General features: G+C 45.2%; 19 protein-coding genes and 1 other annotated feature. Of the genes, 17 read left to right on the forward strand and 2 right to left on the reverse strand.

The features are described 5' to 3' along the window. Positions 1-10 precede the first annotated feature (10 nt). From IGJ74_RS02115 to IGJ74_RS02135, 5 genes are all read left to right on the forward strand, one after another. Positions 11-1117 (forward strand): GntR family transcriptional regulator, encoded by a 1107-nt coding sequence (locus IGJ74_RS02115; RefSeq protein ID WP_087664833.1) that lies wholly within the window; start codon positions 11-13, stop codon positions 1115-1117. Between the two features lie 4 nt (positions 1118-1121). Then, entirely contained in the window at positions 1122-2717 is a 1596-nt protein-coding gene (locus IGJ74_RS02120; RefSeq protein WP_060792370.1) for a xylulokinase, read from the forward strand. Positions 2718-2736: 19 nt separating this feature from the next. After that, on the forward strand, positions 2737-3432 hold the full coding sequence (locus tag IGJ74_RS02125) for an L-ribulose-5-phosphate 4-epimerase (RefSeq protein WP_087664834.1): 696 nt from the start codon (positions 2737-2739) through the stop codon (positions 3430-3432). A gap of 19 nt (positions 3433-3451) precedes the next feature. Continuing rightward, a complete protein-coding gene (gene araA, locus IGJ74_RS02130) occupies positions 3452-4876 on the forward strand; it encodes an L-arabinose isomerase (RefSeq protein WP_034878099.1) in 1425 nt (474 codons plus the stop codon). A 196-nt stretch (positions 4877-5072) separates the two neighbouring features. After that, a complete protein-coding gene (locus IGJ74_RS02135; protein WP_087664836.1) occupies positions 5073-7439 on the forward strand; it encodes a phosphoketolase family protein in 2367 nt (788 codons plus the stop codon). Positions 7440-7558: 119 nt separating this feature from the next. Here IGJ74_RS02135 and IGJ74_RS02140 read toward each other — a convergent pair whose 3' ends face one another. Continuing rightward, on the reverse strand, positions 7559-8479 hold the full coding sequence (locus tag IGJ74_RS02140; RefSeq protein WP_005227268.1) for a LysR family transcriptional regulator: 921 nt from the start codon (positions 8477-8479) through the stop codon (positions 7559-7561). Between the two features lie 126 nt (positions 8480-8605). Between IGJ74_RS02140 and IGJ74_RS02145 the strand changes: the two genes are divergently transcribed. The 12 genes from IGJ74_RS02145 to IGJ74_RS02200 all read left to right on the forward strand — a co-directional run bounded on the left by IGJ74_RS02145 (position 8606) and on the right by IGJ74_RS02200 (position 23408). Beyond that, positions 8606-9760, forward strand: a complete 1155-nt coding sequence (locus IGJ74_RS02145; protein WP_176273453.1) for a cobalamin-independent methionine synthase II family protein — start codon at positions 8606-8608, stop codon at positions 9758-9760. 126 nt (positions 9761-9886) lie between these two features. After that, positions 9887-10121 (forward strand) — a binding site (T-box leader). A gap of 306 nt (positions 10122-10427) precedes the next feature. Next, positions 10428-11072: an amino acid ABC transporter permease gene (locus IGJ74_RS02150; RefSeq protein WP_010748717.1), complete on the forward strand. Its 645-nt coding sequence runs from the start codon at positions 10428-10430 to the stop codon at positions 11070-11072. 12 nt (positions 11073-11084) lie between these two features. Beyond that, a complete protein-coding gene (locus IGJ74_RS02155; protein WP_086299043.1) occupies positions 11085-11717 on the forward strand; it encodes an amino acid ABC transporter ATP-binding protein in 633 nt (210 codons plus the stop codon). Between the two features lie 13 nt (positions 11718-11730). Beyond that, positions 11731-12534, forward strand: coding sequence for an amino acid ABC transporter substrate-binding protein (locus IGJ74_RS02160; protein ID WP_086293899.1), 804 nt, complete (start codon positions 11731-11733; stop codon positions 12532-12534). Positions 12535-12710: 176 nt separating this feature from the next. Continuing rightward, entirely contained in the window at positions 12711-13028 is a 318-nt protein-coding gene (locus IGJ74_RS02165) for an AbrB/MazE/SpoVT family DNA-binding domain-containing protein (protein WP_086316834.1), read from the forward strand. Positions 13029-13035: 7 nt separating this feature from the next. Beyond that, complete coding sequence (locus IGJ74_RS02170; RefSeq protein WP_016611400.1) at positions 13036-13473, forward strand: PIN domain-containing protein; 438 nt, start codon at positions 13036-13038, stop codon at positions 13471-13473. A gap of 130 nt (positions 13474-13603) precedes the next feature. Further along, a complete protein-coding gene (locus IGJ74_RS02175; protein ID WP_430608680.1) occupies positions 13604-16042 on the forward strand; it encodes a DNA translocase FtsK in 2439 nt (812 codons plus the stop codon). A gap of 43 nt (positions 16043-16085) precedes the next feature. Then, positions 16086-16787, forward strand: coding sequence for a GntR family transcriptional regulator (locus IGJ74_RS02180; RefSeq protein WP_005232219.1), 702 nt, complete (start codon positions 16086-16088; stop codon positions 16785-16787). Positions 16788-16848: 61 nt separating this feature from the next. Beyond that, entirely contained in the window at positions 16849-17649 is an 801-nt protein-coding gene (gene proC, locus IGJ74_RS02185; protein WP_008376116.1) for a pyrroline-5-carboxylate reductase, read from the forward strand. A gap of 46 nt (positions 17650-17695) precedes the next feature. Continuing rightward, on the forward strand, positions 17696-18370 hold the full coding sequence (locus IGJ74_RS02190) for an HAD family hydrolase (RefSeq protein ID WP_005232216.1): 675 nt from the start codon (positions 17696-17698) through the stop codon (positions 18368-18370). 288 nt (positions 18371-18658) lie between these two features. Beyond that, positions 18659-21367 carry a YhgE/Pip domain-containing protein gene (locus IGJ74_RS02195; RefSeq protein WP_087664839.1) on the forward strand — a complete coding sequence of 903 codons (2709 nt, stop codon included), beginning with the start codon at positions 18659-18661 and terminating at the stop codon, positions 21365-21367. 217 nt (positions 21368-21584) lie between these two features. Beyond that, positions 21585-23408, forward strand: a complete 1824-nt coding sequence (locus tag IGJ74_RS02200; protein ID WP_034872061.1) for an APC family permease — start codon at positions 21585-21587, stop codon at positions 23406-23408. Positions 23409-23479: 71 nt separating this feature from the next. Here the strand turns inward: IGJ74_RS02200 and IGJ74_RS02205 are convergent, their stop codons facing one another. Next, positions 23480-24370, reverse strand: coding sequence for an ArsR/SmtB family transcription factor (locus tag IGJ74_RS02205; RefSeq protein ID WP_008376111.1), 891 nt, complete (start codon positions 24368-24370; stop codon positions 23480-23482). Positions 24371-24729 lie beyond the last annotated feature (359 nt).

Below are 24729 nucleotides of genomic sequence, written 5' to 3' on the forward strand. Positions count from 1 at the left end.
GGTATCTTAGATGTACGGACAACTTTTGAAAGATGGGATTAAAATGGCGAATAAGTACGAACAACTTGCGGATATCTTAAGAGAAAAGATCCGCTTAGGCACCTATCAAGAAGGCGATGCGATCCCTTCAGAAGCAACCTTACAGGAAGAATTTCATTATAGCCGCCACACGGTGCGCCAAGCGATCGCTGTTTTGGTCAATGAAGGCTATTTAAGAAAAGAACGGGGCTCAGGCACCTACGTTTCAAAACCTGAGACTGTCAATCATAAAAACCGCAAAACGATCGGGATCATCATGACCTATTTGTCTGATTATATTTTCCCTTCGATCATGCGTGGCGTGGAGCAGACATTGCGGGAGCAAGGCTACTCACTGCTTTTAGGCTCAACCAACAATGACCATGAGCAAGAAAGAGCGTGCTTGCAGCAAATGATGGATCAAGGGGTAGATGGGTTGATCGTTGAACCAACGAAGAGCAGCCAGTACAACCCGAATCTTGCCTATTATGTCGCCCTTCAAGAAGCTGGGATTCCTCTCGTCATGATCAATGCCTATTACGAAGAACTAGACTTGCCGCATATTTGTGTCAACGATACACGTTCTGGGTTTTTAGCAACCAATTATCTATTAGAGCAACAGCATCAGCAGTTGATGATGATCACGAAAATCGATGACTTACAAGGGAAATATCGGATGAAAGGGTTTGTCAAAGCGTTGACCCAAGCCAAGCGGACGTTTGCAGCAGAAGACGTCTTGACGTATACGACGGAGTCAAAAGAAGCCGTTATTGAACAAGCGATCCAGCGCTTGACGGCTGCCGATAATCAAGTCACAGGCATCGTTTGTTACAACGATGAGATCGCGCATCGCTTGATTCAAGCATTGACGGCTGCGGGGAAGAACGTTCCTACTGATTTTTCGATCGTGGGTAACGATGATTCGCCCCTTAGCACCTTGTCCACACCGACGATCACCACACTGACTCACCCAAAAGAAGCGATGGGGGAATTGGCAGCACAATGGATCACTACAGGTAAGGCAACAGAAGCGCAACGCTTTTATTTTGAACCGGAGCTGATCGTTCGCGGTTCAGTCAATAACCAAAAAGGAGAGTAAGAAGATGACGCAACAAGTAAGGCAAGCAATTATTGACGGGCGCACGTCTCTTGGGATCGAGCTAGGCTCGACACGGATCAAAGCTGTCTTGATCGATGAGCAGTTTCAGACGATCGCTTCCGGCAGCTTTGAATGGGAAAATCAATTGGAACAAGGGATCTGGACCTACTCACTAGAGGCGATTTGGCAAGGACTGCAAGCCAGCTATCAAGAGTTAGCGCACAACATTCAGCAGCAATTCGAGGTGCCTTTGACGACGATCGGCAGTATCGGTTTTTCTGCAATGATGCACGGCTATATGGCCTTTGATCAGCAAGGCACGCTGTTGGTCCCTTTTCGGACATGGCGCAATGCGATCACGGAAGAAGCAGAAAAAGCCTTGACGGCATTGTTCCAATACAACATTCCGCAGCGTTGGAGTATCGCGCATTTGTATCAAGCGATTTTGAATCAAGAAGCCCACGTCCCAGAGGTTGCTTTTTTCACTACCTTAGCCGGCTATGTCCATTGGCAGCTGACAGGGGAAAAAGTTATCGGAATCGGCGATGCATCAGGGATGTTCCCAATCGACAGTACGACAAAAAACTATGATGCGAATATGCTGCAGCAATTTGATGCACAAATCAGCAGTCAGGGGTATCCTTGGCAGATCAAAGACCTTTTGCCGCAAGTGTTGACAGCAGGCGAACCAGCCGGCACATTGACGGCAGAAGGGGCAAAAAAACTCGACCCAACTGGTACTTTGCAAGCTGGCATCCCGTTATGTCCGCCAGAAGGCGATGCGGGCACTGGCATGGTTGCCACGAATAGTGTGGCACAGCGAAGCGGGAATGTTTCAGCCGGGACGTCTGCTTTTGCCATGATCGTCTTAGAAGAACCCTTAACTAAAGTGTATCCAGAGATCGATTTGGTCACGACGCCTTCTGGTGATTTGGTGGGGATGGTCCATACGAATAACTGTACCTCGGAGATCAATGCCTGGGTCAAACTTTTCCGCGAATTTGCCGACGCAGCTGGAATGAAACTCTCCACGGAAGAATTGTTTACGACCTTATTCAACGAAGCATTGAAAGGGGATTCAGACTGTGGCGGGATGCTTTCTTATGGCTATTATTCTGGTGAAAATATCACTAAGATCCCTGAAGGACGGCCGCTTTTCGTCCGATCGCCAGAGAGTTCTTTTACTTTAGCAAATTTCATGCGCTTACATCTGTTTAGTGCCTTTGGTGCGATGAAGATCGGGATGAAGATTCTGGAAGCCGAAGACGTCGCTATTGATCGAATCGTTGGTCACGGTGGGATCTTCAAAACGCCAGAAGTTGCCCAACGTGTCTTGGCAGCTGTCATGGAAGCCCCAGTCACGGTCATGGAAACGGCTGGTGAAGGCGGCGCCTGGGGGATCGCCCTTTTAGCAGCGTACCTTCGCCGTCATACGCCAGAACAATCCTTGGCCGCATTTTTAGCAGATCAAGTGTTTAAAAATGACCACGGCGTGACGTTAGCCCCAACGGAAGCCGACATTCAGGGATTTACCGTCTTTACCCAACGTTACCAAGCAGGGTTGCCGATCGAGCAAGCGGCAATTGATGCGTTGATTTAAAAAGAAAGAAGGGAATTTTGTGTTAGAAGGATTAAAAGAAGAAGTCTTTCAGGCCAATTTGGCATTGCCGAAGCAAGGATTGATCAAATACACCTGGGGCAATGTGTCAGCAGTGGATCGCCAACAGCAGTTGTTTGTCATCAAACCTAGCGGTGTTGACTATGAAACCATGCAAGCCAGTGATATGGTGGTTTGTGATTTTGAGGGCAACGTAGTGGAAGGAGCAAAAAATCCTTCCTCCGATACGCCGACGCATGCCGTTTTATACAAAGCATTTCCAGAAATTGGTGGGATCGTCCATACCCATTCTACTTGGGCGACGAGCTGGGCTCAGGCAGGACTCGATCTGCCAGCGATGGGCACGACCCATGCCGATACGTTTTATGGAACAGTCCCCTGTGCCCGCTTTTTGACGCAAGCCGAGATCGATGAAGGCTATGAAGCACAAACAGGACAGGTGATCGTCGAAACCTTTAAGGAACGAGGCATCACGCCAGAAGAAATTCCTGGTGTCTTGCTTCACGGTCATGGACCGTTTACCTGGGGCAAAACGGCGGATGCGGCGGTGATGAACGCAGTGGTCTTAGAAGAAGTCGCTAAGATGAATTTTATCACGCGCCAGCTGAACAGTTACGCACCCGAATTGCCGCAGCGGGTCTTAGACAAACATTATTTACGCAAACATGGAGAAAATGCCTATTACGGGCAAAAATAACGAAAAAGGAGCAAGTAGAATGTTAGAAATCGGGAAAAAAGAATTTTGGTTCGTCGTAGGATCACAGCACTTATATGGAGAAGAAGCATTACAAGAAGTACGGGATCATGCAGAAGAAATGGTCAAAAGCTTAAATGACAGCTCAAAGCTGCCTTATCCAGTTGTTTTACAAGAACTCGCTGTTACTGCCGATACGATTACGAAAATCATGAAAGAAGTCAACTATCGGGATGAAGTCGCTGGGGTGATCACCTGGATGCACACCTTCTCACCAGCAAAAATGTGGATTCGCGGCACGAAATTATTACAAAAACCATTGCTGCACCTTGCCACTCAATACAATGAACAAATTCCATGGGAAACCATCGATATGGACTTTATGAACTTGAACCAAGCGGCTCATGGTGACCGAGAATACGGATTTATCAATGCCCGTTTGAAAAAGCAAAACAAAATCGTTGTCGGTTATTGGAAAAATGAAGCCATCCAAAAAGAAATTGCTGCTTGGATGGACGTGGCAGTCGGCTACAATGAAAGCTTCCAAATTAAAGTCGCTCGTTTTGGCGACAACATGCGTAACGTTGGGGTGACGGAAGGCGACAAAGTCGAAGCACAGATCCAATTTGGTTGGACCGTTGATTATTTTGGGATCGGCGATTTGGTACAAGTTGTCGATGCGGTGACTGACGAAGAAATCGATGCACTCTTTGAAGAATACAGCCAGCTGTATGATTTCGATTATGGCGATTACGACAAAGAAGAGTGGGCACGTCATGTCAAAGCACAAGCCAAACAAGAAATCGGTCTGCGCCGCTTCCTTGAAGCAGGCGGCTATACGGCATTTACCACGAACTTTGAAGACTTGTATGGTATGCAGCAGTTGCCTGGTTTAGCTGTACAACGCTTGATGGCAGAAGGCTATGGGTTTGCCGGTGAAGGGGACTGGAAAACAGCCGCTATTGACCGCTTGATGAAAATCATGGCTCACAATAAAGCGACTGGCTTTATGGAAGACTACACCTATGAGCTGACACCAGGAAAAGAAGCCATCTTGCAATCCCACATGATGGAAGTCGATCCGGTATTAGCAGCCAGCAAACCAAAAATCGTGGTTTCGCCATTGTCGATGGGGGATCGTGAAGACCCAGCCCGGCTCGTGTTTGACGGCCAAGGCGGCGAAGGTGTCGTGGTTTCGATGGCCGACTTTGGCACTCACTACAAATTATTGATCAATGAAGTCGATGCCTTTGAGCCAACTGAAGAAGCACCAAAACTACCGGTTGCACGAGTAATGTGGACGCCAAAACCAAACTTCCACGATGGCGTCAAACAGTGGATCGAAACAGGCGGTGGCCATCACACCGTTGTCTCACTTGTCCTAAATTCTGATCAGATCGAAACATGGGCGAAACTTGTAGGATTAGAATACGTAACGATCAAATAAGTACCCAATCACAAAAGGAACCGTTGGCGATGCCGGCGGTTTCTTTGCGTTTTTCTTAAGCTTTCTTGCCTTCTGGCTGTAAAGTGCGGGCAAGCAAACCCTTGAAAGCACCAGCAATCAGCAAAATTGACTTTTAAATATAGGGGGCATAGACTTTTATGTAAGAGTGGAACAATGGACTAAAAGGAGGAGCACAATGAAGACAACCTACGATACACCAGAGTATTATCAGAAAATGAACGCTTGGTGGCGAGCAGCCAACTACCTTTCCGTTGGTCAGATCTATTTGAAAGACAATCCCTTATTGCGCCGCCCCATCGAAGAAAAAGATTTGAAAGTGAATCCAATTGGTCACTGGGGAACGATCGCCGGACAAAATTTTATTTACACCCATCTCAATCGCGTCATCAATAAGTACGACTTAAACATGTTTTATATCGAAGGACCGGGCCATGGCGGACAAGTCATGGTTGCGAATGCTTATTTAGACGGCAGCTACAGCGAGATCTATCCAGAAGCCACCCAAGACGAAGCAGGGATGAAACATTTATTCAAAACTTTCTCTTTCCCAGGTGGGATCGCTTCTCATGCGGCACCTGAAACGCCAGGTTCGATCCATGAAGGCGGCGAGTTAGGCTATTCCATCGCCCACGCTACCGGAGCTATTTTAGACAATCCTGATGTCATTGCAGCAGTAGTGGTCGGTGATGGCGAAGCAGAAACCGGACCATTAGCGGGCAGCTGGTTTTCAAATACCTTTATCAATCCAGTCAATGATGGCGCAATTTTGCCTATCTTGCATTTGAATGGCGCCAAAATTGCCAATCCAACGATTTTGGCTCGTAAAAGCGACCAAGATCTCACGAAATATTTTGAAGGCATGGGTTGGACCCCTTATTTCGTAGAAGGGGACGATCCAGAAGCGGTTCATCCGCAATTGGCACAGAAGATGGATCAAGCCATCGAACAGATCCACGCGATCCAAGCAGAAGCCCGCAAAGGTTCTGCGGAAGAAGCCGCTATGCCTCATTGGCCTGTTTTAATCGTTCGCACACCAAAAGGGTGGACTGGACCGAAAGTCTGGGATGGCGAGCCGATTGAAGGGGGCTTCCGTGCCCACCAAGTGCCGATCCCTGTCAATGCGAAACATATGGAACACGTGGATGCTTTGACGGATTGGCTGCAGTCTTATCGTCCAGAAGAGCTTTTTGACGAAAACGGCCGCATCAACGCTGAGATTCAAGAATTGGCGCCAAAAGGGAAGCAACGGATGGCTGTCAACCCAATCACCAACGGGGGGATCGATCCGCAACCGCTACGCTTGCCAGATTGGCAAGCACATGCTATTGCGATTGAGACACCAGGGGAAACGACGGCCCAAGATATGATGGTCTTTGGGAAATTTGCCCGTGACATCATCAAAGAAAATCCTGACAACTTCCGCATTTTTGGCCCAGATGAAGCCAAATCCAATCGGTTGAACCATGTGTTCGAAGTCACGGACCGCCAATGGTTGGAGCCAAAACATCCTGATTATGATGAATGGCTGTCTTCAGTGGGACGTGTGATTGATTCACAATTATCAGAACATCAAGCAGAAGGCTTCTTGGAAGGCTATGTGCTGACGGGGCGTCATGGCTTCTTTGCCAGCTACGAGTCATTCCTAAGAGTCGTTGATTCTATGATCACGCAGCACTTCAAATGGTTACGAAAAGCCCATGATCTTGACTGGCGCAACCCGTACCCCTCATTGAATTTGATCGCTTCATCAACGGTCTTCCAACAAGACCATAATGGGTACACCCACCAAGATCCAGGGATCATGACCCATATTGCAGAGAAAAAAGCCGACTTTGTGCGGGTCTACTTGCCAGCCGATGCCAATAGCTTGATGGCTGTCATGGCAGAAACGCTCGCTTCTGAAGAAAAGATCAATCTAGTGGTCTCTTCGAAACACCCACGTCCGCAGTTTTATTCGGCGGATGAAGCGAAAGTGCTTGTCAAAGATGGCTTGAAAGTCATCGACTGGGCATCGACAGATGAAGGACAAGAACCGGACATCGTGATCGCAGCTGCCGGGACGGAACCGAATTTGGAAGCATTAGCTGCTGTTTCCTTGCTGATTGAAGCCTTCCCAGAGTTGAAAGTCCGCTTCATCAATGTGGTCGATCTATTGAAATTGCGTCGTCCAGAAGTCGATCCTCGTGGGTTGAGCGATGAAGCATTCGAAGCCTACTTTACGAAAGACAAACCGATCGTGTTTGCTTTCCACGGGTATGAAGGACTGATTCGCGACATCTTCTTTGGCCGTCGCAACCAACAGCTTCATATTCATGGGTACCGAGAAAATGGCGACATCACGACACCGTTTGATATGCGGATCCTTTCTGAATTGGATCGCTTCCACTTAGCCAAAGACGCCGCCGAATGGGTCTATGGAGAAAAAGCAACGGACTTTGCCAAAAAAATGGCAGACACCGTTGCGTATCACCATGACTTTATTCGAGAAAACGGCTATGATATCGCCGAAGTCGAAGAGTGGGAATGGAAACCATTGCGTTGATTTTTTCTCCACAACACCAACGTAAGACAATTTAAGAACAAAATAAGTACAAAACGATCCGCAACAGGGTCGGGACGCCTTACCAAGGAAGCCCGACCGACTGACTGCGGATCGTTTTTTTAAAAGACGTCGAAACCGTAATTTTTGATATGCTGTTTCAACAAGGCGAGATAGTCCAAAGCCATCTCACTCAGTTCCATTTTCTTGTGTTTGAGGTAACCTAGTGTCATCGCATCATCGACTTCCAAAGGAATCGCAACGATTTTTTCATCATTCAGCTCACTGCTGATGATCCCAGAGCTGATGGTATAGCCGTTGAGACCCACCATCAAATTGAAGATCGTGGCACGATCGCTGATGCGAATGTGTTTTTTGCGTTGTAAAGTGCTTAAGATCTCTTCAGAAAAGTAGAAGGAATTGGTTTCCCCTTGTTCGTACGACAAATAGGTATAAGGTTCCAAATCAGCTAATGTGATGCTTTTTTTTTGAGTCAGTGGATTTTCTCGGCCGATGAAGACGTGGGGTTTGGCTTCAAATAAAGGAATGAATTGCAGGTCTTTTTCGTGGATCAAACGGGTGAGGACCGTCGTGTTGAAATCATTCAGATAAATGACCCCCAATTCGCTCTTAAACGTCTGGATATCATCCAATACATTTTGTGTTTGGGTCTCCCGCAAGGTGAATTGAAATTCATCTTCCCCTAACTGTTTGACCAGCTCTACGAAGGCGTGGACGACGAAGGCATAGTGCTGTGCAGAAACACTGAAAACATGCTTGCGATGGCTGTCTTTGCGAAAGCGTTCGTCCAAGAGATTGACTTGGTCTAAAACATTTCGAGCATAGTTGAGAAAGGAACGGCCATCATCGGTCAAGGTCACCCCTAATTTACTACGGTAAAACAGCTGCAGATCATACTCTTTTTCCAACTCTTTCATGGCTTGGGAGAGGGAGGGCTGACTGATGAAAAGCTGTTTGGCGGCTTCATTGAAAGAGCCGGTCTCTACGATTTTTTCCAAATATTCAAGCTGCTGGATACGCATGGGAAGCAACCTCCTTTTTGTGTTATAGGTATTGCCTATGGAATATATAAGTTTATAAGTATTATCTATAGTATAAGATGTTTGCTAGAATAAATCTAACAATTTTGAAAACTTTGTATAGGAGGAATGGATATGGCAACAGACAAATTTCAGCTTGTGGGGTCATTGTTACGACCACAAGATTTATTGGACTACAAAAATCAAATCGAGCATCGGGAGGACATCCGCTACCCGTTTTATGATGCGTTTCCTGGCTACCAAGAAACGGAAGCAAAAGCGATCGCTGACATCATTGCAGCGCAAAAAGAACACGGCATTACAGTCATCACAGATGGCGAACATGGCCGCTCGATGTGGCACCTGGATTTTCTCTGGGGATTAAAAGGCGTTGAGCGCTATATCTCCGATCATGGGTATGCCTTTGAAGATTTGGACGGTGGACATTTTGAAACGCGTAAAGACATCGGCATCCGGATCACAGAACCATTATCTGGCAAAAACCATCATTATTTGACATTGTTTAAAGAAACCAAACGCCAAGCTGGCGACCTGCCAGTCAAAATCACCGTCTGGGGGGCTGCCCACGCGTTTACCGAGCTGACTGTCTTTAACGACCTCGTTGGTGAAGGTCAGGTATATCCAACGAAAGAAGCCTTGCGGGAAGGGCTGCTTAACGCCTACAAGGAATTCTTGCAGGAATACCGAGAAGCCGGTGGTGAGATCGTTCAGTTCGATGATTGTTTATGGGAACTATTTGCTGAAGACAATGACAAGAGCTTCTTTACCCAAGGCAATGACGGCTTAGAAGCGTTAGCCGATGAATTCGTGGCGATCAACAACGAAGTCGCTGATTACGCCCACGAATTAGGATTAAAAGTCTGGACCCACAATTGTCGTGGCAATTACCAAAGCCGCGCGGCAGCCAGTGGTACCTACAAAGCGATCGCCGAAAAATTCTTGCGTGACCAGCATTATGACCGCTTTTTCCTAGAGTGGGATGATGACCGTGCCGGTGATATCTCGGCTTTAGAAGCGCTGAAAGATCGTCCAGAAGTGGAGGTTGTCTTAGGCTTATTATCCAGCAAAACCGCCACATTAGACGATGAAGAGCGAGTGATTGCCTTATTAGACAAAGCTAGTCAAATCATTCCTAAGGATCGGCTTTATCTTTCTCATCAATGTGGCTTTGCCTCTTGTGACTGCGGCAATGAGCTTTCGACTGAGCAGCAATGGGCAAAAATCAAGCAAGGGCAAGCCTTAGCTGAAGCATACTTCGGTTAAGCAGTTGCGTCTTCTTTTCCCTGAATCTTCCCCTCGAAATCGGTGCATGCGACAAAGTTTCGAAAATTTCAGAAAAAATGTTTGACATTTTCTTTAAGAGCGAGTAAAGTAAGACACAACTTAATGAAACAGACATCGAAAAGAAGAGTAGCAAGGCTTGCTGTTTGAAGAGAGTCTCTGGTTGGTGCAAAGAGATAACGCATGGTTGTGAAACACATCTTGGAGTCGTTTTTCCGAAAGAAAAGTAGGAGAGACCGGGTTTGCCCGTTACAGCAGCAGTCATTGATTGATGACTTTCTGAGTTCAGTTGCTGTGAAGCACTGATAAACAAAGGTGGAACCGCGTTGATAACGTCCTTTAGCTGTAATGGCTAGGGGACGTTTTTTTTCTCTTTTTTTGCGGCTCACCGAAAACCGAAAGTGGAAGGGTCACAAGGACTGCACGAGGCCTTTTCCTGTGAAGGAAAGGCAAATTGAGGTGGAACCACGTATCTAGCGTCCTCTGGCAAATGCCAGTGTGCGCTTTTTTGTTTTTCTTTTTTAGAAAAATGAAATTTGCCAGTTGCCCTCACCAGCCAACGTGCAGCGCCACATAAGCATCGGAGTAAGCCGTCGCTAAGCTGTTTTTCTGCCAAGCGAAATTGAAACCTATCAAGGAGGAAGTCACCATGTTTGAGTATTTAGTCAATGTTATGCCCCAACTGATTTCAGGAACTGGAATCACCGTTAAATTGTTCGCACTGACCTTAATCGGGTCCATTCCCTTAGGCATCTTGTTGGCCTTTGTTTTAGCCAGTCGCCTGCGTATTTTGAAATTGATCGTGCAAGTCTACGTTTGGTTGATGCGAGGAACGCCTTTATTGCTACAGCTGATCTTCGTATTCTACGGTCTTCCGATCTTAGGGATCGTCTTTGACCGCTTTGAAGCAGCCTTGATCGCCTTTATTATCAATTACGCTGCTTATTTTGCCGAGATTTTCCGTGGAGGGATCCAATCGATTCCAGCCGGACAATACGAAGCCGCGAAAGTCTTGCGTTTGTCCCCAATCCAAACGATCCAAAAAATCATCATCCCACAAGTCGTCAAGATCACCCTGCCATCTGTCGGCAATGAAGTCATCAATCTTGTCAAAGACACATCTCTGGTCTACATCTTGGGCTTGTCAGACGTGATGCGAATCGGAAAAATCGCCATGGAGCGAGACAGTACCTTGCTTCCGTTAGTTGGGGTCGGCTTGATCTACTTGGTGATGACGGGCGTCTTCACGTTATTGTTAAAACAAATCGAGACCAAACTGGACTATTACCGTTAGGAGGAACCACGTATGTTAGAACTAAAACAAGTATCAAAATCATTTGGCGCTAAAAAAGTCATCGATCAGCTAGACCTGACGATCGAAGACGGCAGTATCTTAGCAGTGGTCGGTCCTTCCGGTGGCGGGAAAACCACCTTGCTTCGGACACTGGCTGGGTTAGAAACGATCGATTCTGGAAGCTTTTTGCTGGATGGCAAAGCCTTTGATCCCACCGACACAAAAGAACAAGAACAAGTCGTCGGTGTCGTCTTTCAAGACTTCCAATTGTTTCCGCACTTGTCGGTTTTTGAAAACATCACTTTGGCACCAAAAATGGTGCTAAAACAAGACAAGGCCGCGTATACAGCAAAAGCCGAACAGTTGGCAGAAAAACTAGGGTTAAGTGACCTACTAGGCCAATATCCCTTCCAATTGTCCGGGGGACAGCGGCAACGAGTGGCTATTGCACGAGCGATGGCGATGAATCCCAAAGTGTTGGCTTATGACGAGCCTACCAGTGCCTTAGATCCAGGCTTGAGACAGCAAGTCGAACAGCTGATCTTGGATCTGAAAAAAGAAGGAGTGACCCAGATCGTGGTGACCCATGATTTGGTTTTTGCCGAAAATATCGGCGATCAATTATTAAAAGTAGCAGGAGAATAAGGGGGAGAAAAAAATGAAAAAATTACTATTGACGGGAATCGCAGCAGCAAGTGTATTTTTATTAGGGGCGTGCGGCAGCAGTAATGACACCACAACCAGTGCCGCTGACAAAGAAGAAGTGATCGTCGGGCTAGACGATACCTTCGTACCGATGGGCTTTAAAGACGACCAAGGCAACATCGTTGGGTTTGATGTGGATTTAGCCACAGCGATTTTGGATCTAACAGGAACCAAAGTCAAATTTCAACCAATCGATTGGTCCATGAAAGAAACCGAACTAAGCAATGGCACCATCGATATGATCTGGAATGGTTATACCAAGACCGCAGCTCGTGAAGAAAAAGTATTGTTTACAGATACTTATATGGAAAACAAACAAGTCTTAGTCACAGCAAAATCAAGCGGCATTACTAGCTTTGATGATATGGAGGGCAAAGTCTTAGGTGCCCAAGAAGGTTCTTCTGGTTATGAGACCTTCAACAACCAACCGGAAGTTTTGAAGGATCTCGTAGACGGCAATGACGCAACCTTGTATGCCAGCTTTAATGAAGCCTTTATCGATCTAGAAAACGGTCGGATCGACGGTCTTTTGATCGACCGCGTCTACGCAGAATATTATTTGACTCAAACAGGCAAAACCGCTGACTTCAACGAAATCGAAAGTCCTTTTGAAGCAGAAGATTTTGCTGTAGGTGTGCGGAAAGACGATCAAGCCATGGCAGATAAAATCAATGATGGTTTGAAAGAATTGCAAGACAATGGCACTTTTGCTGAAATCTCTGAAAAGTGGTTTGGCGAAGACGTCACACCAAACTAAAAACAAGTCAACAAGAGGCACTGGCTGCTTAGCAGCTGGTGTTTTTTTATACATTCATTTCTTTTGCGTATCTAAGTAAAGAAGGAACGATTGAAGTATATACTTGTGTATACATATGCGTGCTCATGTTATAATGATAGGTAGTAAGGAAAAACCGATAAAAAGGGGTGAGCCGAATGGAACATTATAAAGAGACCGCTCATTTGATTAAGTGGGGCAACGGACAAGGGGTTCGCTTGTCTAAGAAAATGATTCGAAAATTGGATCTCCAGGTAGGTTCTGAACTAGAAATGGAACTGGCAGAAGAAGTCAATGGCAAAAAACAGTTAGTTATTACAGAAAAGCAACCAGCAGGGGAGTTGTCCCCAGAGGAGAAACTTCGTTTAGTCGATTCTTTGCAAGGCATTTTAGCAGATTCATTTGAAACACCTGACGTTGTGGACATCAAAAAAGTAAGAAACGAACGGCGTAGGAAAAAATATCTGGGAGAATAAAAGGAACATGACCAAATACAAAGCCAAACGAGTCGTGATTGACACCAATGTGATCCTTGACTATTTATTAGGAAGAGGGTCTAAAAGCCATCAAGAAGCCATCAAACTGATATACAACAGTTCTATCTATGGACTTTGCGAGGGCGTGATTACGGCAAGTACATTAACGGATCTTTTCTATATTCTCGATGGAGCAGCAGGAGTCGATGCTCGGAGGGAAGTCAAAAAACTGATCCAAGTGCATACCGTCTTAACAGTCACGGAAGCAGATTGCGTTCAGGCGCTTGATTCAACAATGACAGATTTTGAAGATGCTGTTTTAGCAGCTTGTGCGAAGCGAAATCAAATCGACAGTCTAGTAACGACCAATACAGCTGATTTTAAATCATCAGGACTGATTGTCTATACAGTCGCTGAATTTGTTCACCAACTAAAAAGAGGATGATCACTGCTCTATCTGGCAGACATCCTCTTTTTTCCTTAAATTCCAACAGCTAACCAAAATTTCTCACAGGAAAACTTTTGTTCGCCTTCTTTTTTCGTTATAATAGGGAAAGATGAAAAGAGGGATAGAAATGGCGCAAAAAAAACGCGCAAAGAAACGCAAAACAAAAAAACAACAAAAACAGCAAGAGAAATTAATGCTGGTCGGCGTCGGCCTGCTCTTTGTCTTGTTTTCGATATTTGGCTTTTTCCATTTAGGTTTTTTAGGAACCTTGATTGCCAACGGGTTTCGGATCGTTGGCGGAAACACGTACCAATTTTTGAGTGTTGCCCTAGCCGCTTATGGTGTCTGGTTAGCGATCAAAACGACCGATGCTCGGTTTAAGAGTATTCGGCGAGTGATTGGCTGTGTATTGGTGTATTTTGGCTTACTGATCATCCTCCATGCGCAAATCTTTAGTAATGTGGTGGGAGAACAAGCCAATGTCTTCCAAACGACGTGGATGACGCTGTTAGGCGATATCCGGCGCAGCCAAGTGACCCAAAATGTCGGGGGCGGAATGATTGGCGCCATGCTTTATGGGGCGACCTATTTTCTTGTTTCCCAGATCGGCAGCTACATCATCGCTGTTTTACTCATGCTGATCGGGGCGTTCTTGTTCAGCCAAATGAGCAGCCACGAGTTAGTGGGGCACCTGCAAGCAGCTGGTGACAAGCTGCAGCGGTTGTTAGAAGGCTCTCCAGAAAAGCAAGCCGAACGAGAAGCCCGCAAAGCGGAACGAGCAGCAGAGAAACAAGCGGCGAAAGAAGCCAAAAAAGAAGCCGAGCGAGCAGCAGTCATGGCGGAGATCAAAGAAAAGAATCAAGTCCGACCAATGACAGAAGACGAAAAATCAGCAAAAGAACAGCAGATGCAAGCGCCAGTTGATTTTGAACCAGAGCAGCTGAGCTTTGTACCCATCGACCACTTCCAAGAATTGCCGCAAGCGGCGGCACCAGAGGCCGCTCAAGCACCGCATCCAGCAGGAAACAAACCGGGACCAAGCAAAAAGGTCAACGAAGACGGGGAGATCCTCGATGACGATGGTGAAGTATTGGAATTTGAGATTTCGGAAGAAGCTGAAAATCGTGATTATGAATTGCCTTCAGCGCAATTACTCGATTCGATCCCTTCAACGGATCAAAGCAGCGAGTACAAAAAGATCGAACAAAATATTGGTGTGTTAGAAACCACCTTCCAAAGCTTCGGTGTTGACGCAAAAGTCGTCAAAGCTAGCTTAGGACCAGCAGTAACCAAATTCGAAGTTCAACCAGCAGTAGGGGTCAAAGTCAGCAAAATCGTCGGGTTGACCGATGATATCGCCTTAGCCTTGGCCGCCAAAGATGTGCGGATGGAAGCGCCGATCCCAGGGAAATCATTGATTGGGATCGAAGTTCCAAACAGCGCAGTCAGCATGGTTTCATTCCGAGAAGTGATCGAAGCCCAACCAGATCATCCAGATAAACTATTAGAAGTACCTTTAGGACGCGATATTTCTGGCCGTGTCCAAACGGCAGACTTAACGAAAATGCCCCATCTCTTGATTGCCGGATCGACCGGGAGCGGGAAGTCCGTAGCCATCAACGGCATCATCACCAGTATTTTGATGCGGGCAAAACCCCATGAAGTCAAACTGATGATGATCGACCCGAAAATGGTTGAATTAAATGTTTACAATGGGATTCCCCATCTCTTGACACCCGTTGTGACCAATCCTCGCAAAGCGGCGCAAGCGTTGCAAAAAGTGGTCAAGGAAATGGAAGAACGCTACGAAAAATTTGCGGCAACTGGGGTCCGAAACATTACTGGCTACAACGATTTAGTAATCAATAAGAATTTAGAAGATGGCGAAAATCGTCCGATCTTGCCATTCATTGTGGTGATCGTTGATGAGTTAGCTGACTTGATGATGGTTGCTAGCAACGAAGTCGAAGATGCCATCATTCGTTTGGCACAAATGGCGCGGGCAGCTGGTATCCATATGATCTTAGCAACGCAACGACCAAGTGTGGATGTCATTACAGGGATCATCAAAGCCAATGTTCCATCACGGATGGCGTTTGCTGTTTCCAGCGGTGTCGATTCTCGGACCATCATTGATGGGAACGGGGCCGAAAAACTGCTGGGCCGCGGCGACATGCTGTATCTGCCGATGGGTGAGAACAAACCGATTCGGGTCCAAGGGGCCTTTATTTCCGACCAAGAAGTCGAACGAGTGGTTGAATTCGTGACAGATCAGCAAGAAGCCAATTATGAAGAAAAAATGATGGTCACTGAGGAAGAAACGAGTGCCGGCAGCAGCGGACAACCACAAGATGAGCTGTTCGAAGACGCCAAAGCCCTTGTGGTGGAAATGCAGACCGCCAGCGTTTCTCTCTTGCAGCGACGTTTTCGCATCGGCTATAACCGAGCGGCTCGGTTAGTGGATGAATTAGAAGATCAAGGCGTCGTTGGCCCTTCTGAAGGCAGCAAGCCACGGAAAGTCTTGATCGAGCCGCAACCAGAAGACATTCCTACCTTTGATGAATAAGGAGAACACCAGACCAATCCAATGAGAGAAAGGCGAGATAGCAATGAAACGCAAACACATTCTTTACCGTGATGTTGCCGATAAGCTCAAAGAAGACATCATGTCGGGTCGCTACCCGATTGGTTCATTTTTACCGACGGAAACAGAATTGGAAGCTACCTTCAATGTCAGCAAGATCACTGTCCGCAAAGCCATCGAATTGTTAGCGGCAGATGAGTATGTGGAAAAACGCAGCGGACGTGGGACGACGGTTTTAAGCAATCGCCCCTACAACAAGCTGTCAAAAGGCACGACGTTTAGCCAATTGCTTGAAAAGACCGGCAAGGAATACACAAAGAAAAACCTCAGCTATGAATTAGTCGAACTTGCGCCTGAACACCCTGCGTATTCTTTGATGGGCAAAGAAGTCATGCGTTTACGTCGCATGTACTATTTTGACCACCAACCTTTTATTTACTATGAGTACCATTTGCCAAAGCAACTAAAGGGAACCTCCATCGAGGTCTTTGAAGAAAAATCATTGTATCGCCTATTGGATGAACATCGAATGATCATCGATCGCTTTCAAGATGCGTTTGTGGCAACGACGTTGACTGAAGAGCAACAGAAGTTTATGATCACGCCGGAGGTCGCTGCCTTGAAACGAACCCGTTATTCGTATGATCTACAAGGAGAAGTGGTAGAATATACAGAAGGGATCTATAACACTGCCTTGCATCCGTATATGATCGAATTTGAAGCCTAGTCATTGATTAGGCTTTTTTAGCAAAAAGTGGTACCAAAATCAGAAGTGGAGCGTGAAATACATGAGAAAAATCGCCTTTTTAGGAGCCGGTAACATGGCAAAAGCTATCATTAATGGCTTGATTGCAGCAAAGCTGTATGAACCAGCAGAGATCTTGGTTTATAACCATCGCTACGAGCCGACTTTGGCACAATTAGAAAAAGAAACCGGGATCACTGGGACAACTAAGCTGGCGGATGTCACAGAAAAAGCAGAGATCTTCGTCTTAGCAGTCAAACCTTTTGTCTTTCCCCGCTTGCTTGCTGATTTAAAAGCAGGATTGACTGAGGAACATTTGCTAGTATCCATTGCCGCGGGTGTGACGATCGCGCAAATGGAAGAAATCATCGGTGCGCACAAAATCGTGCGGGTCATGCCAAATACCCCCGCACTTGTCGGCGAAGGGATGTCTTCTATCAGCCCCAACGGTCAAGTAACGGAAGCCGAAGCCAACGAAGTCAAACAACTTTTTGAAAGCCTTGGGAAAGCCGAGCAAGTACCAGAAAGCATGATCGATGCAGTCATTGGTGTCAGTGGTTCTTCGCCAGCCTACACGTATTTATTCATTGAAGCTTTGGCAGATGGAGCAGTGGCAGAGGGTATGCCGCGGCCGATGGCGTATGAATTTGCTGCTCAAGCGGTATTAGGCGCAGCGAAGATGGTACTAGAGACGAAGGAACACCCAGGTGTCTTAAAGGATCGTGTCAGTTCGCCTGGGGGCACAACGATCCAAGCAGTCAAAACCTTAGAGGAAAATGGCTTTCGTGCGGCTGTCATCAAAGCAGTGCAAGCAGCTGCTGACAAAAGTCGGGAAATGTCTTGATACCCAGTGAGTGAGGGGAAAATCTTAGCAAAACGAAGGAGCGTTTATGAAAGAACTTTTGATTTTTGATTTTGATGGATTGTTAGTCGATACTGAAAAAGTCTATTTTGATGGGTGGTTGGCTCTATTTAAAAAGTATCAGCTTCCGATTACAGCCGCTGATATTTTTGGTTGGCGTGGTCAAAGTTGGCAACAGACGGCTAGTAAATTAGCCGACCTCGTAGGTGGTCAGCAGCGGGTGCAGGAATTACGAGCAGAACGGGAAGTCTATATTGCCCAGCAAATAACTGATGGCACCTTCAAAACTAAACCCTATGCGAAAGAAACCATCGCATTGGCTAGGGAGAAAGGCTTCCAAACGGCACTAGCCACCTCGACGATGAAAAAAAGAGCCTCTGAATTGTTGGCGCATTTCGATTTGTTGCAGGCCTTTGACTATCAGACCTTTGGCGATGATGTCTCCGCCCATAAACCTGATCCCGCACCTTACTTGCTGACTTTAGAAAAAGCGCAAGTCGCAGCAGAAAAAGCATTAGTCATGGAAGATTCTCTTGTGGGAGCAACAGCTGCGACGCGTGCGGAGATCGATGTCGTGTTGATTCCCGATCAAAGTTTTGATCAAGTCTACTCCCCAGAAGAGAAGGCCGGACTTCAGTTATATGGCGAAGCCACCTCACTGAAATATGTGTATGATTTATTGGCAAAGGATCAACTGAAATAACACCTAAAAAAGCTTCCTTTTCGTTGCAGAAAAAGGAAGCTTTTTTTGTGAAGAAAAGACCGGTAAAAAAAACAGTTCAAAGGATATGAGTGGTTTGTTTTTCGCCATCATGGTAAAGTTAAAGAAAGTTTAACAATAAGCGAAAAAAAACAAAAAGTAAAGGGGTTTCATTTTGACAAAAACGTCCATTTGTCAAAAGGACTTTTCTTGGTCGATCGTAGCCGTTGGCGGCGGGGGAAAAACATGGTAAATTATCCTTCGACGAAGAACTAGTGGGGGAAGAAAAAAATGAATAAACTAAAGAATGTTTTCTATTTATATAAACTGGACTGGAAACGAATTTTCAGCAATCCAATCTCTGCATTTTTGATCATTGCCTTAATGATCTTACCCTCGCTTTATGCGTGGTTCAATATCAAAGCACTTTGGGATCCATATGGCAACACCAGTGAATTGCCAATCGCCGTGTATAGTGCGGATAAAGGGGCAGAATTTCAAGGCAAGCATATCGATATCGGTGATGAAGTCATCGACACCCTCCATGATAACAAACAGTTAGGCTGGCGTTTCGTGGATTCAAAAGAGGACTTGGTAGAAGGAGTCAAATCAGGAAAGTATTACGCCGGTATTTATCTGCCAGCTGATTTTTCAGATGATCTGATCAGCTTTACCAGCGGGACAATTGAAAAACCGACCATTGAGTATTACAGCAACCAAAAAATCAACGCCATCGCACCAAAAATCACCGAGAAAGGAGCTAGCAGCCTTCAAGAAGAGATCTCACAGAACTTTATTGAAACCGCCAGCTCTACGTTAATAAAAGTCTTCAATGAAATCGGCTATGACATTGATTCCAACTTAGTCAGCATCAACAAAGTCAAATCCATGATCTTAGATACCGATGACAATTTGGCTACGATCGACGGTTATACGAAAGAGATCGTCACCTTGCACGATAAGTTTCCAGAAATCAAAGAAAAGATCGCAAAAGCCGAAGAATTTACCGATTATATTCCGCAAGTGGATGCCATGGGGGAAAAACTGATTGGCCTAAACGATAAGCTGCCGACATTGAAGAAGGAAGCCAGCATCATTTTGACCTTGCAAGAGAAGATCCCAGAGATCCAAAATGCCGGCAAACAATTGAAGATGATCGATGATGATTTTGATGACATTGCCAGCACCATGACGGACGGCATCGATACCGCCAAACAAGGACTGCAAGTCATCGAACAAGTTCAAGCCGCGTTACCACAGATCGAACAACTAGGCGACCAAGCCGCCAGCTTCGCCACAGCGACCAAAGATGGGGCGCAACAGTTGCAAGATGCCCTGCCAAGTATTTCTAGCAGTGTGAAGGTGACGATTGAGTCTATTCGTCAAGTGGCAACAACCACAGCAAAGTGGTCGCAAGCACTGAATGATTCAATCGATCAAGATCAGTTGGACCAAGATCGAGAATCAATTTTACAAACGATTGATGGGTTGCAGCAAAGTATTCAGCAACAACAAAGTATGCTAGATGCCTTAATTGCATTTTTAGGAAATATTGAAGGCTCAGCTGAAAATGCCCAAATTCAAGGCGTAATCGGTCAGTTAACTGACGTAAAAGGGCACTTGACGAATGTATCTGGATTGTTAACTAAGGTTAGAAGCGCTGTGCAAAGCGGTGATGTTAAGGCAGCTAAGCAATATCTTAGTGAAGTCACCGCAGCTGCTCAAAATGTTGCTGATCTTCTGGATCCTAAGAGTTTTAATGTTGATGCCATTACTAAAACCATCAACGACATCCTAACCAAACTAATCGAAACCATCACCACCGCCGAAGATGTCTTGAAAAAAGCCCAAGAGATCGATTTTGACTCGTTGCTGTCTTCCACCAAATCAGTGGTCAGCAATGCCGTGACGATTTTGGAAAAATACCAAAAAGAATTGCCTGCCATCAAGCAAGAATTGCACGATGCCAATACGATGCTGAATGGTCATATGGATGAAATCGTCAATGCCATCAATAAAGGAGCCGACCTGTACAACAACGAATTACCAGTTGTCGAAGAAAAATTAGGGCTGGCCGTAGACTTCTTGCAAAACGATTGGCCAACCATCAAATCAGAAATCAGTTCTACGATGGCGATGGTGGATGAAAAACTGCCAGAAGTTGAAAAAGCCTTGGATGCGGCTGTCGATTTAATCAATAACGATTGGCCAAGTATCAAAGCAGGCATCCACAAAGCCGCTGATGCGATCCGAGCAGGAGAAAATGAAGTCGATCTCGGGGAAGTCATCAAATTATTGAAACTTGATGCCACGGATGAAGCCGACTTCTTCAAACAACCAGTGGAATTAAAAAGCAATGAAATCTACCCAATCGCCAACAATGGTTCAGCTAGCACACCATTTTATACCGCATTGTGTTTGTGGGTAGGGGCATTATTGTTGTCAAGTGTCGCTACAACGGAGTATCATTTAGAGAAGAAAGACAAAAAACGCTTTACACAACGTGAAACCTTTGTGGCACGGATGCTGACGTTCTTGACGATGGCAGTTGCCCAAAGTTTGATCGTGACCCTAGGAAATATGTTTTTATTAGGCGTCGATGTCCACAACCCTGTGTACAGTGTCTTCTTCGCATTACTCGTCGGACTCGCCTTTATGATGATCGTCTACGTACTGGCGGGACTGTTCGGCAACCTCGGGAAAGGGATCGCCATCATTATTTTGGTTCTCTCCATTTCAGGTGGGGGAGGAAATTACCCAATCCAAGTCTCTGGGAAGTTCTTCCAATTCATTAATCCGCTACTGCCGTTTACTCATGCGGTCAATCTGTTAAGAGAATCAGCCGGTGGGATCTATTGGCCAAATGCTATCCCGCAGTTGATCATTTTAACGATTTTGTTCCTAGTCTTTGGGATCGTCGGTACGTACGCGTATCCTTATCTAGTCAACTCTACGAAGAAACTAAGTGACATTTCCAAAGAAAGTCATTTCTTCCACTAAAATCTTAAAGCAGAAAGAGCATTTGTTCTTTCTGCTTTTGTGCCATCACGTGAAATTTCTAATAATCAAAAGAGGGAAAAAGGGTCGTTTTTTCATCTGATTTTCATTGACTTTTCGTGGTTACAAGAGTAGCATACAGTCTTGATAATTCAATATTTGTGAGGATATCGTTACAAGTTTAACGAAGGATTTTTTCATGAAAAGGAGTGTAGAAAAAGTGGAGTATTTGAAACGTTTGTTGGTCGGACGTCCATTGAAATCCGCAGAGAATGATGAACAAAAACTGAGCCGGACGGCGGCCCTTGCGTTGCTATCTTCTGATGCTTTGTCTTCGATTGCTTATGGGACAGAGCAGATCGTTGTCGTATTAGTGGCACTTTCCGCTGCTGCTATCTGGTATTCATTGCCGATCGCTGCTTTTGTTATTATTCTTTTGATTTCATTGACCTTGTCTTACCGCCAGATCATTCATGCTTACCCTCACGGCGGTGGGGCATATGTAGTAAGTAGTGAAAATTTAGGGAAAAATGCGGGCCTGATTGCCGGCGGCTCTCTATTAATCGATTATATGCTGACAGTGGCAGTATCCGTCTCAGCAGGGGCAGAAGCCATCACTTCAGCTGTGCCGGCGTTGTTCGGTCATCAAGTGGCCATTTCTGTCGTGATCGTAATCTTGATCATGATGATGAATCTGCGAGGGTTGCGAGAATCAGCTAGCTTCTTGATGATTCCTGTCTACACCTTTATCGCAGTGATCACAGTCTTGATCGTGGTCGGTTTGTACAATATCGTAACGGGTGCGCAACCGTTAAATGCAACCGCACTACCGGGAGCGGTCGTACCTGGGGTATCCGTGGCCTTGATTTTACGGGCTTTCTCATCGGGTTCCTCTTCTTTGACAGGGGTCGAAGCGATCAGTAACGCGGTGCCGTTTTTCAAAAAACCACGGGCGAAAAATGCAGCTGCGACCTTGACAATCATGGCGTCGATTTTAGGATTCTTCTTTGTCGGCATCACTTTTATCAACTATTGGTATGGTATCGTACCAGAAACAGAAGTGACCGTCCTATCTCAAATCGGCTCTGCCGTTTTTGGTCATGGGTTTATGTACTACGTTTTGCAATTTGCTACGGCACTGATTTTAGCAGTTGCCGCAAATACCGGATTTTCAGCTTTCCCCGTGTTGGCGTATAACCTAGCGAAAGACAAATATATGCCGCATATGTATCAAGACCGTGGGGACCGTCTTGGCTATTCGAACGGAATCATCACCTTGGCTGCTGGTTCCATCGTATTATTGTTTATCTTCCAAGGATCGACCGAGCGTTTGATTCCTTTGTATTCCATTGGGGTATTTATTCCTTTTGCCTTGTCCCAAAGCGGAATGGTGATCAAATGGAGAAAAGAAGGCAAAGGCTGGTTCTTTAAATCGATCGCCAACATCGTTGGGGCTTTGATTTCCTTTGCGATCATTGCCATCTTGTTCGTGTATCGCTTAGGCGATATTTGGCCATTCTTTATTATCATGCCGATCCTCTTGTATATCTTTTACAAGATCCATGATCATTATAAGAAAGTCGCAGAACAGCTGCGGTTGGAAAAACAAGAAGCATTACATGTTTATGAAGGAAATACTGTGATCGTTTTAGTCGGAAATGTTACCCGAGTAAATATCGGCGCATTGAACTATGCCCAATCGATTGGTGATTATGTCGTAGCGATGCACGTATCGTTGGATGAAGATGTGAAGAAAGAAAAAGAAATCGAACAAGAATTTAAGCAAAAATTCCCAGACGTGCGTTTCTCCGTCGTTCATTCTTCTTATCGTTCGATTGAAAATCCCATCTTACGTTATGTGGATCTAGTCAGCCGCAATGCAGCCAAACACAATTACACAACGACCGTCATCATTCCACAGTTTGTCCCAAGACGTCGCTGGCAAAATATTTTGCACAACCAAACAAGCCTGCGCTTGCGTTTCAGACTCTCTTGGCGTGAAAACATCATTGTAAGTACGTACAGTTACCATTTGAAGAAATAACAAAAACGCTAGTTTAGCGACCTGATTCCCAAAAGAAATGTTTAGGTCAGCCGCTAAGACTAGCGTTTTTTTTAGCTATAAAACATTTTTAGTTTGATATCTTGATCGTAATTTCCAAACCCCTTGCCAAAGAGGGTACAACCGCCGACATGCTCGGCATCTTCTTTGACTTCCACTTTTAAATGCCACGTATCTTCGTAGGCAGGTATATCCTTGATCGTAATGTCGGAAAGAGGAACACCTTCCATGTAGGTTCCATGATCCATGATGCGGATCGTCTTCAATAACCCGTACTGATTAAGATTGTCTGGATACCAATCCGGTGTATACTTTCCACGAATGTCTGCAAAATCCCCTGGGCTAGTCCATGTACCAAGCTCCACACCATTTAAGCTGAAGGTGATGTCTGAAGGCCAGTTGTTATTGGAAAAAGGAAATTCAGACGAAACCTCCATTGAAATCTCCATCATTTCGAGTTTTTCTTCTTTTGCTAAGAAGTTTGGCGATTGGTATTCGACAAATCCTTTCGTAAACCACAAGATGCGGGCATCCATTCGTCGGGGATCCATGAAAAACTTCGGTTCATCTACCATTCCCACAAAATCAGCTGAAGTAGCAAGCCCGCACGTTGGTTCTACCGAATAATTTGTATAATGACCGATCGGTATCGCCGTTTCTTTCGTATCAAAGGCATTAAAGATTTTCTCAGGAAAGTTGATATCGATATGATCCACTCTCAAACTGGAAATCTTTTTTTGCCCTACACGCTCTGTTTTGATGATTTTGGCTTCTTCTAATTTTTTGATATGCATCGTAATGATAGCGCTGCTTAAGCCTAACTCTTGTGCCAACTCTTTGACATTCATCTTGTTTTTAGCCAGCAATTGAATGATTTTGATTCGCACGTTACTGGCAAGTGCCTCATAGACAGGCAATGCTTCTTGATTGATTTCTAATTGCATCGTGTCACCTCCGCTTAAACTGTTTGATTTACTTGAATGTTAACATATTTGCTAATTTGTGTAAATAGCGTTGTTTATTTCGCTAGTTATTAATATATTTATTAATTAACATAGATATTATCCTTGATAAATTAATCAAAATATTGTTGACAGCGATTACAAATCAAGTTATGATTTATTTGTAAATTGAAAGTGTTTGCAAACATCAATTTCTATGTTTTGTTTTTGTGAATTGTTTATAGGCTTCTTTATAGGAAATATCTTAGGTGTTAGGAATTATTATGAGCAGTTAGTAAGGTCTTTTTTTAGAGAGGTCAATGAACAAATGTGATAACGTACCTGCAAATATCTATAAAACT

Source organism: Enterococcus sp. AZ009 (assembly GCF_050548785.1).
Classification (GTDB): domain Bacteria; phylum Bacillota; class Bacilli; order Lactobacillales; family Enterococcaceae; genus Enterococcus_D; species Enterococcus_D entomosocium.